This window comes from Micromonospora sp. DT46 (assembly GCF_049841735.1).
Lineage (GTDB): Bacteria > Actinomycetota > Actinomycetes > Mycobacteriales > Micromonosporaceae > Micromonospora > Micromonospora reichwaldensis.
Genome location: NZ_JBNCKW010000003.1, coordinates 539376 through 552949, shown reverse-complemented (window position 1 = coordinate 552949; position 13574 = coordinate 539376). Strand labels below are relative to the sequence as shown.

Annotated in this window: 8 protein-coding genes; 3 read left to right on the top strand and 5 right to left on the bottom strand. The window is 73.6% G+C overall.

The annotated features are described in order from the left end of the window. Nucleotides 1-68: 68 nt before the first annotated feature. The 3 genes from ACLQ20_RS10360 to ACLQ20_RS10350 form a co-directional block, all read right to left on the bottom strand. Nucleotides 69-1049, bottom strand: coding sequence for a helix-turn-helix domain-containing protein (locus ACLQ20_RS10360; protein ID WP_425855168.1), 981 nt, complete (start codon nucleotides 1047-1049; stop codon nucleotides 69-71). A gap of 137 nt (nucleotides 1050-1186) precedes the next feature. After that, nucleotides 1187-2563: an FAD-dependent oxidoreductase gene (locus ACLQ20_RS10355; RefSeq protein ID WP_425855167.1), complete on the bottom strand. Its 1377-nt coding sequence runs from the start codon at nucleotides 2561-2563 to the stop codon at nucleotides 1187-1189. Between the two features lie 158 nt (nucleotides 2564-2721). Then, a complete protein-coding gene (locus ACLQ20_RS10350) occupies nucleotides 2722-4047 on the bottom strand; it encodes a flavin monoamine oxidase family protein (RefSeq protein WP_425855165.1) in 1326 nt (441 codons plus the stop codon). A gap of 267 nt (nucleotides 4048-4314) precedes the next feature. On the opposite strand from ACLQ20_RS10350, the gene ACLQ20_RS10345 reads away from it, so the two are divergent. Beyond that, on the top strand, nucleotides 4315-4845 hold the full coding sequence (locus ACLQ20_RS10345) for an SRPBCC family protein (protein WP_151454916.1): 531 nt from the start codon (nucleotides 4315-4317) through the stop codon (nucleotides 4843-4845). 42 nt (nucleotides 4846-4887) lie between these two features. Here ACLQ20_RS10345 and ACLQ20_RS10340 read toward each other — a convergent pair whose 3' ends face one another. Both ACLQ20_RS10340 and ACLQ20_RS10335 read right to left on the bottom strand, forming a co-directional pair. Next, on the bottom strand, nucleotides 4888-5724 hold the full coding sequence (locus tag ACLQ20_RS10340; RefSeq protein WP_425855164.1) for a TIGR02452 family protein: 837 nt from the start codon (nucleotides 5722-5724) through the stop codon (nucleotides 4888-4890). Nucleotides 5725-5816: 92 nt separating this feature from the next. Continuing rightward, nucleotides 5817-7040, bottom strand: coding sequence for a multidrug effflux MFS transporter (locus tag ACLQ20_RS10335; protein WP_425855375.1), 1224 nt, complete (start codon nucleotides 7038-7040; stop codon nucleotides 5817-5819). A 324-nt stretch (nucleotides 7041-7364) separates the two neighbouring features. Here ACLQ20_RS10335 and ACLQ20_RS10330 point away from each other — a divergent pair, with 324 nt between their 5' ends. Together ACLQ20_RS10330 and ACLQ20_RS10325 are read left to right on the top strand one after the other, a co-directional pair. Beyond that, on the top strand, nucleotides 7365-7745 hold the full coding sequence (locus tag ACLQ20_RS10330) for an MmcQ/YjbR family DNA-binding protein (RefSeq protein WP_425855163.1): 381 nt from the start codon (nucleotides 7365-7367) through the stop codon (nucleotides 7743-7745). A gap of 274 nt (nucleotides 7746-8019) precedes the next feature. Beyond that, on the top strand, nucleotides 8020-13482 hold the full coding sequence (locus ACLQ20_RS10325) for a carboxyl transferase domain-containing protein (RefSeq protein ID WP_425855161.1): 5463 nt from the start codon (nucleotides 8020-8022) through the stop codon (nucleotides 13480-13482). Nucleotides 13483-13574 lie beyond the last annotated feature (92 nt).

The window sequence follows — 13574 nt, the reverse complement described above, 5'->3', positions numbered from 1 at the left end:
AGCCGACTACCTGAGACGAGACTGCCCGCCGCATCCACTCATGTCGCTGTGGCTGGGCGCACAGGTGTTTAGTCTCCGCGCACGGTGCGGAACCGCTGGCGGAACTCGGTGGGCGATTGGCCGTAACGGGCGCGGAACGCCTGACTGAAGTGCGCGGCGCTGGTGAAACCCCACCGGGCGGCGATCGCGTTGATCGTACGGGCGGCGAGCCGGGGTTCGGCGAGGTCGCGTCGGCACCGTTCGAGGCGCTGTTCGCGGATCCAGCCGGCGACGGTGTGCTCCTCCTGCTGGAACAGCTTGTGCAGGTAGCGCACGGAGATGTGGTGCGCTGCGGCGATCATGTCCGGGGTCAGGTCCGGGTCGCCGAGATGGTCCTGGATGAAGGCGCGGATGCGGGCGGTCAGCGCCCGCCGGCGCGTGTCCGCGGGGACGATCCTCCGGGTGTCCAGCGCGTCGGCCAACGCCGCGATCAGCACGTCGAGCGTCAGGGTGGCCAGCCGCGCGGTCTCGGCCGGGGTCAGCTCGTCCATCTGGTCGGCGAGCTGTAGCAGGAAACGCGACGACAGCGCGCCGACGCCACGGGCGCCGGGAATGCGGACGGCGCTCAGTTCACGCAGTTCCCGGGGAGGAAACGGCAGCAGCGCCCGTGGGAAACGCAGGAGCAGCATCCGGCTCGTCGAATCGTCCGGCCGGAGTTCGGCCACGTACGGACGCGAGGTGTCGTAGAGCACGAGATCCCCGGCGCCGAAATCGGCGCGTCTGCCGTCCTGCGTCAGCGTGCCGCTGCCACTGACCATGCAGCTCACCTTGAACACTTCCGGGTCGGCCTGCCGGATCAGCCGGGGCGTGCGGCGCACCGAGTGCGCCATCGTCGTCATCAGGGTCGCCTGCACCGGGCCGAACTCACTGATGCCGACCCGCGCCTCGAAGCCGGTCTCCGCCTGCCGTTGCCGGGCCAGCTCGTACGGCACCCAGAGCTTCGCGCTGACCTCGCGCCAGAAGGCGAACCGGTCACCCGGCGAGACGTCGGCAGTGCTGACAACGTCCATCGACCAACCATAGTGACCGACACGGCCGAGCCCATCCGATGAACCGCCCAGCGGCCACCCCGTACTCGCCGAAGGAACCCCGGCCGGACGCGCAGCCTCGCCCCGGACGCGGGCGGTCGGGGCGGCGGACGGCGTGGTCAGCGGGCCCGTCGGTTGGCGCGCAGCGCGCCCAGGAGCACGCCGGGGGTGGCCAGCGAGCTCGGGTGCGCAAGCATGGAGACGACCTCGTTGAAGCGCCGGGCGGTCGGCACGTCGGTGACGGTCGCCGTGACGATCTGCCTGCTGGCCCAACTGGAGAGCCGGTAGCCGCGCGGGTAGGGCCCGTCGACGTGCGGCAGCGCCAGGTCGGCGGAGGTCGACATCGACCAGGCGACGTCGACCACGACCTTCTGCAGGGCGAAGAACCGGCGCGCGGGCGCGCCCAGGTCCGGGCCCGACCGCAGGTACGCCGACAGGCAGGCCGCGTGCAGCGCCGCCGCCGTCATCCCCTGCCCGTACACCGGATTGAACGACGCAACCGCGTCGCCGACGCTGACGAGCCCGGCCGGCAGGCGCCTCAGCCCGTGGAAGTCGCGTCGCCGGCTGTCGGCGTGGCGGTAGGTCTGCACCTCGCCGAGCATCTCGTTCGCGGCGACCTCGCCGAACTCCGGCGGGAACTGCTCCCGCAGCCGGCGGACGAAGTCGTCCGCCGTGCGCCCTGGGCGGTTGGCGCCGTAGCCGGCCATCATGGCCATCCACCGGCCGTCCTCCACGGCGAAGAACGCGGCGCCGGCCACGTCCGACGACATCCTCGCGGTGTGCAGTGCCAGGACGACCGTGGCCTCCGGTTCCGCCTCCGGACGCCGGAACAGCGCGGTCGCGTAGTTGAGGTCCACGGTCATCCGCCGCAGCGCGGGCCGGTCCCAGCCGGCCTGCTCCAACCACTCGGAGAGCCTGCTCGAACGTCCCATCGCGTCCACCACGAGGTCACCCGACTCGACGCCCGTCGCCCCGCCGGTCTCGCAGTGGACGCCGGTGACCACGCCGCCGTCGCACACCAGACCCGTGGCGCGGGCGGTGACCGTCTTGACGTTGGGCAGCCGCAGCACCTGCTCGCGGATCAGCCCCTCCAGGAGGGGCCGGGTACCCGCCAGGCTGTCGGCGTCGTCGGGTACGACGACCTTCAGCCGGCCGTCGAGGTAGTTCCGCCTGGCCGCCGGTGGCGCCTCGATCGCCCCCCGGGCCACGGCCCGTTCGCGGAATCCCGGAAACAGGCGTTCGAGCTGGAGGAAGCCGCCGGGCAGCAGCGCGTGCAGCTGCGATCCCTGTGGCACGCCCGGCCGACCGCCGGTCACGTGTGGATCGTCGCGGTCGACGATGACGACGCTCTCCGCGTAGTCGGACAACACGCGGGCCGCCAGCAACCCGGCGACGCTGCCGCCGACCACGACGGCCCTGCCGATGACCGGCGACGGCTGGTCGGGTGGCCGCACCGCGTTCAGCGCGGCGAGGACCCGGGCCGGGGACAAGGACATCGTGCTCTCCAAGGGGTACGAGGTGGGGGCCTTCCCGCATGCCTGCCAGAGATCGGTGTGTGGGTGGACCGGCGGGGCGGACCGGACGGCACGACGTCCGACGATCGTCGCACAGACATCGGCCACCTTCGAGCAGGTTCGCGGGGTGTCCGGGCGGGTCAGCCGCCCGTCCGCGCCAGGATCTCCGCAGCCGCCCGCTCGCCGGCCTCGATCGCCCCGTCCAGGTAACCCGCCCACCGGGTGGCGGTCTCCGTGCCGGCCCAGTGCACCCGTCCCACCGGCTGGCGCAGCTCCGGGCCGTAGCCGCACCAGGAGCCGGGGGTCGGCACCCCGCAGAAGCAACCGCGCGTCCACTCGTCGGCCGACCAGTCGTACTCGACGAACTCCTCGGGCCGCCGGGCGGCCGGGCCGGCGACGGCGGCGAGGGCGTCGAGCAGGCGCGCCCTGCGCTCCCGCGGCGGCATCCGGCGCAGCGCGTTCGCCTCCGGGCCGTAGCTGAACGCGGTGAGCACCCCGCGCGGGGAGGCCGGGGTGCTGTTGTCCACCGTCTCGGTCACCGGCCCGGCGAGGCAGAACGCGACGCCGGAACGGCCGTCGGCGCGCCAGAACGGTTCCGGGTAGACCGCGTGGACCTTGATCGCCGAGCCCATCGGCATCCGCTGGGTGAGCGCGTCGCGCAGGGGCGGTAGCGGTGGGTCGTACCGGATGCGCCCGGCCAGCGTCGGCGGCACGGCGACCACCACCGCGTCCGCCTCGAGGCGGTCGGTGCCGGTGTGCACGACCACCCCGGCACGGTCCTGCGCGATGGCCCGCACGGGCGCGGACAGCCGCACCGCGTCCGGGCCGAGGGCGGCGGCCAGCGCCTCGGCCAGCACCGGCGGTCCGCCGACGATCCGGTCCTGCTGCGCGCCGCCGACCATCGCGAGCAGCGCCCGGCTGCCGCCGCCGGAGCGCAGGTAGAACGCCAGTTGGAGCACGGAGATCTCGTCCGGGCCGGCGGCCAGCAGCCCGCCCGCGAGCAGCCGCCCGAGGTACCGGGCGGTGGCCGGGTCCGGCGCGGCCGTGCGCAGCCAGCCGGCCAGCGTCGTACGGTCCCACTCGGTGGCCTCGGCCCCCGCCCACGGCGCGACCGGGTCGACCCGTTCGGCGTACGCGTCGAGCAGATCGAGGACCCGCGCGGCGGCCTCGGGGGCACCGGCGTGCCGGCCGTCGGGGAAGATCACCGGCGACGCGCCGTGCGCGGCGGACGGGAAGGTGGCGATCCCGTAGCGGGCGAGGAGCCCGTTGACCCGGTCCTGAGTGGGGCCGACCCACTGGGCGCCCAGGTCGAGCTGGGTGCCGTCGGCCAGCCACCGGGTGAGCACCCGCCCGCCCACCCGGTCGCGCGCCTCCAGCACCCGCGTCCGCACCCCGGCGCGGGCCAGCGCGAGCGCGGCGGCCAGCCCGGAGAAGCCGGCGCCGACCACGACGACCTCGGTTCCCATGCGGCGGCATACCCGTTTACGCCGCCGCCATGACCGCGACGCCGGATCGCGGCAGCCGGCGGAGCGGCGTGCAGCCCCGGCGATCGGGCGGGTCGACCGCCGGCCGTCGCGATGCGCGTCGATCGTCGGCATCGAGACACGTGAGCGTGCGGGGCTGCGCGGTCGGCCCCGGACGGGCCATCCTTGTCCGGTGCGGTGTCGCCCGTCCTACGACGGTGGGTGCGGCGCGCGGACCGGAAGTCAGTGAAGGACACGAAGGAGGATGCCGTGCGCTACGTCGACGGCCCGGCGGTCGAGTGCGACCTGCACGTGGCAGCCGATCCCGCCCGGGTGTGGGAGCTGGTCACGGACATCGAGCTGCCCGCGCGGTTCAGTCCGGAGCTGCGCCGGGTGCGCTGGCTGGACGGCAGCCAAGGGCCGACGCTCGGCGCCCGGTTCGAGGGGCACAACCACCATCCGGCGCTGGGCGAGTGGCGCACCATCTCGCACGTCGTGCGGTTCGACGCGCCACGGGTCTTCGGCTGGGTGGTGCTCGACCCGGACGACCGCTTCGGCGGCGGCCCCACCGACCTCGACCAACCGGGTGCCACCTGGCAGTACCGCCTCACCGCCGAGGGCGGCGGGTGCCGGCTGTCCCACTCCGTGCGGATCGGCCCCGGCCGCACCGGGCTCAGCCTGGTCATCGACCGGGCCCCGGAGAACGAGGAGCAGGTCATCGCACGCCGGCTGGACGCCCTGCGGGACGCCATGACCGGCACGTTGCAGGGCATCCGGGACCTCGCCGAGCAGCCACGCTGACCACGGCGCCGGCGGGCTGGGCGGCGCCGGCGGGTGAGCCACTCAACCCCGACGGGCGTCGCCTGCCGGCCCCGGCGGGAAGGTGCTGAAGCGTTCCGCGAACGCGCCGTACACGGGTGTGCCCGACCGGTTGTCGCGGATGGCGAACACCACCCGGTCGAACCGGTCCACCATCCGCAGCGCGTCGGCGAAGGCGTCCGCCACCGTGGCGGGGTCGTTGCGGAACACCCCGCACCCCCACGCGCCCAGCACGATCGTCCGATGCCCGTGCGCGGCGGCCACCTCGAGCACCCGCCGCGCACGCCGGCGCAGCACCGCCGGCACGTCGGGGGCGTGCGCGGGCTGGTTGCGCACGATCGCGCCGAGGTTCGGCGCCGCGGCGGTGAGGAAGGACGTCTGGTACGCCACATCGAGCAGCCCGCCCTTGTCCTCGCGGAACACCGGCACGCCCGGGGAGTAGATGATTCGGTCGCTGTACCGCAGGTCGCGTTGGCCGCGGTGGAACGCGTAGAAGTCGGGCGCGGCGAGCAGGCACGGGTAGAGCGCCGACGATCGTGCGACGCTCTCCTCCTGCGCCTTCGCCCCGCCGAGGAACCCGCCGCCCGGGTTCTTGGCCGACGCGAACACCAGACACGCCGCATCCGGACCGAGCCGGCGGGCCGCCTGCAACGTCGACTCGTACGTCACCTCGACGTCGCCGGCCCCGACCCGCGTGTCGCCGATCGTGAGCGTCCCGTCGGGAAGGTGGTGGCGGGTGCCGGCGACCGCGGCCCGCACCTGCGCACCGATGACGACCTCGTCGCCGGCGCCGTTGCGGTACCGGCCCGACTCGGCGATAGCCACCGTCTGTCGGGCGATCTCACGAAGGCGGCTGCTCACCGGCGCACCCGGCGCATCCGCCGGCAGGGGGCGTGCACAGCCAGCAGGCTAGGCCGCCACCCGTTCCGCCGACAACTGCTTTCCGAGCCCGCTCAGTGCGCTGCCACGACCACCCCGTCCGGCTCCAGGCCGGCGAGCCGGGACGGTCGCACGACGACGAACAGGACCGCCGTCGCGGCCAGCATGCCCCCCGCGACGACGACGGACATGGCGACCGCGCCGGTGCCCAGGACGCCCACCAGGGGTGCGGCCAGCGCCCCGACGCCGAACTGCACGGCGCCGAGCAGGGCGGAGGCCGTGCCGGCCGCCTCGCCGTGGCGGGACAGGGCCAGGGCCGGCGCGTTCGGCATCGCGAGGCCCGCCGCCGCGAGCACCACCCACAACGACACCAGCAGGGCCGGCAGCCCGCCGAACCCGGTCACGGCGAAGGCGAGCAGTGCCAGTCCGGCCACGCTCCCCGCGGCCAGGGCGACCACGAGGATCCGCTGCGGCGGGTGGCGGCGCAGCAGCCGTACGTTGAACTGGGTCGCCGCGATCAGCCCGACCGCGCCCGCCCCGAAGGCCAACCCGAACTGCTGCTCGTCCAGGCCGTACTGGTCCTGGAAGACGAACGACGACCCGGCGACATACGCGAACAGGGCGGCCATGGCCAGCCCGGCGACCAGGACCAGGCCCACGAACGTGCGGTCGCGCAGCAGCGCGCCGTACACGCCGATGGTCGCGACCACGCCGCCGCGCCGGCGCCGCTCGGCGGGCAGCGTCTCGCGCAGGCCGAAAGCGGCGACCACCACGAGCAGCACGCCGAAGGCGGCCAGCGCCACGAAGACGCCGCGCCAGTCCGTCCAGCGCAGCAGCCCGCCGCCGAGGGTCGGCGCGAGGATCGGCGCCGCCCCCATGACCAGCAGCAGCCGGGAGAGCAGCTTCGCGAAGGCCGCACCGTCGAACAGGTCGCGGACGACGGCCATCGCGACCACCGAGGCCGCGGCGACGCCGAGGCCCTGCACCACCCGCAACGCGCCGAGAACCGCGATGCTCGGCGCGACGACGCAGAGCAGCGACGCCATGACGTGCAGCGCGATGCCGGCGATCAGCGGCGCGCGCCGGCCGACGGCGTCGGACAGCGGGCCGATCAGCAACTGGCCGAGGGCGAGGCCCGCCAGCGTGCCGGTGAGGGTCAACTGGACCGCCGCCGACGTGGTCTGGAATTCGTCGACGATCGTGGGAAGCGCGGGCAGGTACATGTCGATGGTCAGCGGACCCACCGCGATCAGCGACCCGAGGACGAGGACGAGCCGCAGGCGTTGCCGGGGGCTCATCAGGTCACCGGGCGTCAGCGGGGCTGCCGGCCCCTGCGGGGCGTCGACGGCGGCCGTCATCGGCTCGCCGCCGGCCGGTCGGTGGGCAGCCGGGCTGGGAAGAGTGCAGGAGTCACATCTGGCTCCAAATCCGGATCCGGTGATCTCATTCCCGCCGGGCGGCGAGGTAACGGAGTTCACAGTCGGGCGGCGGCGGCCGAACGGCGATCGGAGCCGCTGCGCGCGGCCGGGTCCCGCCGGTCGGGCCCTCGCGCCAGCACCATGTTGTCACCCGTGGCAGCTAATCTGCGCGGGTGTGGGAAACGATGGTGCGGAGCGACCCCGATGGCTGACGCCGACGACGTCCGGCACCTGGCGCTGGCGCTGCCGCACGTGGTCGAGATCGACAGCGAGGGCTTCGACTTCCGGGTCGCCGACAAGGGGTTCGTCTGGTCCTACCCCGAGCGCAGACCCGGCACGTCGCGCCTGATCCGGACGGACGTCGCGGTGCTCTACGTCGGCGACGAGGCGGAGAAGCAGGCGTTGCTCCTCGGCGAGCCCGAGGTCTTCTTCACCACGCCCTCGTACGAGGGGCTACCCCTGGTCATGTTGCGGCTGGCGCAGGTGGACGTCGACCGCCTGACGGAGCTCGTCACCGACGCGTGGCGGATGCGTGTCCCGGGCCCGCTCCTCGGCGACGTCGACGGTGGCACCGGTCCCGGCTGAGGCTCCGTCGCGACACCGTTCGACACGAACCCGCCAGTAACATAAGCGCGCCCCGGGCGCATCACCCTCCCACGAAGTGGACGGCCGCAACACATGCCGGGAAACGATCACGGTTGTGTCAGGCGTTTTGGCTGGTCAACGCCGCAACGTCGTCCGTTCGCCGAACGGATTCGGACCCCTGACCTTTTGATCCACAGGCACGAGGGTGGACACTGCCGAAGGTGCCGCCGCGTCGCGGCCCGCGCATCATTGGTCTAAAAGGAGGGCTCGATCGGTGTTCAGTCGTGTCGCCATCGTCAACCGTGGTGAGGCCGCCATGCGGCTCATCCACGCCGTACGGGACATCGCCGCGGAGACCGGGACACGGATCGAGACCGTCGCCCTGCACACCGACGTCGACCGTACGGCCACCTTCGTCCGCGAGGCGGACCTGTCCTACGACCTCGGTCCCGCGTCCGCGCGCCCGTACCTCGACCTGAAGGTGCTGGAGCGCGCGCTGGTGGAGAGCGGGGCCGACGCCGCGTGGGTCGGCTGGGGCTTCGTCGCCGAGGACCCGGCGTTCGCGGAGCTGTGCGAGAGGATCGGCGTCACCTTCGTCGGACCGAGCCCGGACGCCATGCGCAAGCTGGGCGACAAGATCGGTGCGAAGCTGATCGCCGAGGAGGTCGGCGTACCGGTCGCGCCGTGGAGCCGCGGCGCGGTCGAGACCCTGGACGCCGCCCTGGCGGCGGCGGCCGGGATCGGCTACCCGCTGATGCTCAAGGCGACCGCGGGCGGCGGCGGGCGCGGCATCCGCGTGATCACCAACGAGGCCGAGCTCGCCGACGCCTACGAGCGCACCAGCCAGGAGGCCGCGCGGGCGTTCGGCAGCGGCGTCGTGTTCCTGGAACGCCTGGTCACCGGCGCCCGGCACGTCGAGGTCCAGGTGATCGCCGACGGCCAGGGCACCGCGTGGGCGCTCGGTGTCCGCGACTGCTCGGTGCAGCGGCGCAACCAGAAGGTCATCGAGGAGTCGGCGTCGCCCGTGCTCGGTCCTGAGCAGACGGCCGAGCTCAAGACGTCGGCCGAACGGCTCGCCGTCGCTGTCGGCTACCGCGGCGCGGCGACCGTTGAGTTCCTCTACCACCCCGGCGACCGGCTGTTCGCGTTCCTGGAGGTCAACACCCGCCTCCAGGTCGAGCACCCGATCACCGAGTCCACCACCGGCTTCGACCTGGTCAGGGCGCAGCTGCACGTGGCGTCGGGCGGGCGGCTCGAGGGCGAGCCGCCGGTGGAGCGCGGGCACGCCATCGAGGCCCGGCTGAACGCCGAGGACCCCGACCGCGACTTCGCGCCCTCCCCCGGCCGCATCGCGCGGCTGGACCTGCCCGCCGGGCCGGGCATCCGCGTGGACACCGGCGTCAGCGAGGGCGACACCATCCCCGCCGACTTCGACTCGATGATCGCGAAGATCATCGCCTACGGCCGCGACCGCGACGAGGCGCTCGGCAGGCTGCGCCGGGCGATGGCGCAGACCACGGTGATCATCGAGGGCGGCGCGACGAACAAGAGCTTCGTGCTCGACCTGCTCGACCAGCCCGAGGTGATCGACGCCAGCGCGGACACCGGCTGGATCGACCGCGTCCGGGGCGAGGGCAGGCTGGTCACGCACCGGCACTCCGCCGTCGCGCTGGCGGCCGCCGCCATCGAGGCGTACGAGGAGGAGGAGCGCGTCGAGCGGCAGCGGCTGCTGTCGACGGCGTTCGGCGGCCGCCCGCAGGTGCAACACGAGAGCGGCCGGCCGCTGGACCTCAAGCTGCGCGGCGTCGACTACCGCGTGCGCGTCGCGCGGGTCGGCGCACACCGGTTCCGCGTCGGCGTCGAAGCGGGCGGCACCGTACGCACCGCCGACGTCGAGCTGGACCGCTTCGACCGGCACACCGGGCAGGTCGTCGTCAACGGCACCCGCTACCGCCTGCTCATCGGCACGCACGGGCCGATCCACCTGGTCGAGGTGGACGGCGTGGCGCACCGGGTCACCCGCGACGAGGGCGGTGTCCTGCGTTCGCCCAGCCCCGCGCTGGTCGTCGCCACGCCGTTGAAGGTCGGCGCCGAGGTCGAGGCGGGCGCGCCGGTGCTGGTGCTGGAGAGCATGAAGATGGAGACGGTGCTGCGGGCGCCGTTCAAGGCGCGGCTGAAGGAATGCGTCGTCTCCGTGGGCACCCAGGTGGAGACCGGCGCGCCGCTGCTGCGGCTGGAGCCGCTCGCCGACGACGCCGAGGCCGGGGAGACCGCGGCGACCGAGTCCGTCGAGCTGGACCTGCCCGAAGCGCCCGCCAGGATCCCGGCGCGGGAGCGCGCCACGCGCGGCCAGGAGGACCTGCGCAGCCTGCTGCTCGGCTTCGACGTCGACCCGCACGACGAGCGCCGGCTGCTCGACGACTACCTCGCCGCGCGCCGGGCCGCCACCGAGGACGGTCACCGGCCGCTGGCCGAGGAACTCGGCCTCATCGACGTGTTCGCCGACCTCACCGAGCTCAGCCGCAACCGGCCGACGGGCGAGGACGGCGGCGGCGCCGGCCACGTGCCGAGCGCCCGCGAGTACTTCCACACCTACCTGCAGTACCTCGACGTGGACCGGGCCGGGCTGCCGGAGACGTTCCAGGCCAAGCTCGCCAAGGCGCTCGGGCACTACGGCGTCACCGAGCTGGAGCGCTGCCCCGAGCTCGAAGCCGCCGTGTTCCGGATCTTCCTCGCCCTGCAACGCGCGTCCGCCGACGCCACGGTCGTCGCGACGCTGCTGCGCGCCTGGCTGCGGGAGCCGCCGCCGGACGAGTCGCTGCGCGAGCCCGCCGGTCTCGCGCTGGAGCGGCTGGTGGCCGCGACGCAGGTCCGCTTCCCGGTGGTCTGCGACCTCGCGCGCGGCGTGGTGTTCGCCTGGTTCGCCCAGCCGCTGCTGCGCCGCAACCGCGCCCGCGTCTACGCCGACGTGCGCCGGCACCTGCGCCACCTCGACGCGCACCCGGACGCGCCGGACCGCGCCGAGCGCGTCGCCGAGATGGTGCGCTCCACCGAGCCGCTGGTGCGGCTGCTCGGCCAGCGGCTGGTCCGCGACGACGTGGACAACGCGGTCATGCTGGAGGTGCTGACCCGGCGCTACTACGGCAACAAGGACCTCAACCGCGTACGCACCAGCGAGGTCGAGGGCTGCACGTTCGTGGTCGCCGAGCGGACGGGCTCGTGCGTGGTCTCCGCCGCCGTGGGCTTCGACGCGCTGGGCAGCGCGCTGCGCGGCCTCGCTGAGCTGGCGAGCGGCCACGACGCCATCGACGTCGACATCTATCTGGCGTGGGAGAACCAGCCGGCGGACTTCGACGCGATGGCGGCGGCGCTGCACGAGGTCGTCAGCGCGCACCCGCTGCCGAACCAGGTCCGCAGGCTCACCACCACCGTCGCGGGTCGCAGCGGCGCGGTGATGCACCACCACTTCACGTTCCGCCCGTCGACCATCGGGATGATGGAGGAGCGGCTGATCCGCGGCCTGCACCCGTACATCGCGCAGCGGATGCAGATGGAGCGGCTGAGCAAGTTCGACCTCACGCGGCTGCCGTCGTCGGACGAGGAGGTCTACCTCTTCCAGTGCGTGGCGCGGGAGAACCCGTCGGACGACCGCCTCGTCGCGTTCGCGCAGGTGCGTGACCTGACCGAGCTGCGCGAGCACGACGGGCGGCTGGTGGCGCTGCCCACCGCCGAGGACGTCCTCGCCACCTGTCTCGACTCGATCCGTCGCGCGCAGTCGCGGCGGCCGTCGAGGAAGCGCTTCAGCACCAACCGGATCGTGGTCTACGTCTGGCCGCCGAGCGACCTCACCCGCGCGGAGCTGGAGATGATCGCCCGGCGGGTGCTGCCCACGACCGCGGGCGCCGGGCTGGAGGAGATCCTGTTCATCGCGCGGCAGCGCGACCGCCGGACCGGCGAGCTGACCAAGATCGCCGTACGCGTCTCGTTCGACGCCACGGGCGGCACCGCGCTGACCGTCGGCGAGCCGTCGGACGAGCCGGTCGAGCCGCTCGACGACTACCGGCAGAAGGTGCTGCGCGCGAGCAGCCGCAACGCGGTCTACCCGTACGAGCTGACCGGCCTGCTCGGCACCTTCGTCGAGCACGACCTCGATGACGACCACGCGCTGGTCCCGGTGGAGCGGCCGAAGGGGCGCAACAGCGCGGCGATCGTGGCGGGCGTGGTGACCACGCCGACCCGGCGGCACCCGCAGGGCGTCACCCGGGTCGTGCTGCTCGGCGACCCGACGAAGGCGCTCGGCGCGCTGTCGGAGCCGGAGTGCCGCCGCGTGATCGCCGCGCTGGACCTGGCCGAGCGGATGCAGGTGCCGCTGGAGTGGTACGCGCTGTCCGCCGGCGCCCGGATCTCCATGCAGTCGGGCACGGAGAACATGGACTGGGTGGCCGCGGCGCTCAAGCGGATCGTCGAGTTCACCCAGGACGGCGGCGAGATCAACATCGTGGTCGCGGGCATCACCGTCGGGGCGCAGCCGTACTGGAACGCCGAGGCGACGATGCTGATGCACACCAAGGGCATTCTGGTGATGACGCCGGACTCGGCGATGGTGCTCACCGGCAAGCAGTCGCTCGACTTCTCCGGTGGCGTGTCGGCCGAGGACAACTTCGGCATCGGCGGCTACGACCGGGTGATGGGCCCGAACGGGCAGGCGCAGTACTGGGCGCCGAACCTGGCCGCGGCGCGGGACGTGCTGATGGCGCACTACGAGCACACGTACGTCGCGCCCGGCGAGCAGGGGCCGCGGCGGGCGCGGACGACCGACCCGGTCGACCGCGACGTCTCCGCCTTCCCGCACGTCGTGGCGGGCAGCGACTTCACCACCGTCGGCGAGATCTTCTCCGCCGAGGCCAACCCGGACCGCAAGAAGCCGTTCGACATCCGGACGGTGATGCGGGCGCTCTCCGACCAGGACCACCCGGTGCTGGAACGGTGGGCGGGCATGGCCGACGCGGAGACCGTGGCGGTGCAGGACGTACACCTCGGTGGCATGCCGGTGTGCCTGATCGGCATCGAGTCACGGTCGGTGCCGCGGCGCGGCTTCCCGCCCACCGACGGCCCGGACACCTACACCGCGGGCACGTTGTTCCCGCGGTCGTCGAAGAAGGCCGCGCGGGCGATCAACGCGGCCAGCGGCAACCGGCCGCTGGTGGTGCTGGCGAACCTGTCGGGCTTCGACGGCTCGCCCGAGTCGATGCGCAATCTCCAACTGGAGTACGGCGCCGAGATCGGCCGCGCGATCGTGAACTTCCGCGGGCCCATCGTGTTCTGCGTGATCTCGCGGTACCACGGTGGCGCGTTCGTGGTGTTCTCGAAGGCGCTGAACCCGAACATGACCGTGCTCGCGCTGGAGGGCTCGTTCGCCTCGGTCCTCGGCGGCGCCCCCGCCGCCGCGGTGGTGTTCTCCGGCGACGTCAACGCCCGTACGGCGGCCGACCCGCGCGTGCGGGAGTTGGAGGCCCGCGTCGCGGCGGCCTCCGGCACCGACCGCGCGGCGTTGACCGCGGAGCTCGACGAGCTGCGCTCGTCGGTGCGCGTGGAGAAGCTGGGCGAGGTGGCCGCCGAGTTCGACCGGGTGCACAACATCCGGCGGGCGGTCGAGGTCGGCTCCGTCGACGCCGTCATCCGCGCGGCGGAACTGCGCCCGCGCATCATCGACGCCATCGAGGGCCGCCTGCGCTGACGCGGCGACGCGCCACGGCGAGGTCCTCGCCGTGGCGCGTCACGCCGTCCGTCGCCACCCGCCCTCCGGGGCCCTGCCGACCGTCGACCGGC

Bases quoted from the DNA above. Each gene is read 5' to 3' on its own strand.
- ACLQ20_RS10335 (WP_425855375.1), bottom strand. From the start codon at position 7,040: ATGAGCCCCCGGCAACGCCTGCGGCTCGTCCTCGTCCTCGGGTCGCTG.
- ACLQ20_RS10360 (WP_425855168.1), bottom strand. From the start codon at position 1,049: ATGGACGTTGTCAGCACTGCCGACGTCTCGCCGGGTGACCGGTTCGCC.
- ACLQ20_RS10330 (WP_425855163.1), top strand. From the start codon at position 7,365: ATGGCTGACGCCGACGACGTCCGGCACCTGGCGCTGGCGCTGCCGCAC.
- ACLQ20_RS10350 (WP_425855165.1), bottom strand. From the start codon at position 4,047: ATGGGAACCGAGGTCGTCGTGGTCGGCGCCGGCTTCTCCGGGCTGGCC.
- ACLQ20_RS10355 (WP_425855167.1), bottom strand. From the start codon at position 2,563: ATGTCCTTGTCCCCGGCCCGGGTCCTCGCCGCGCTGAACGCGGTGCGG.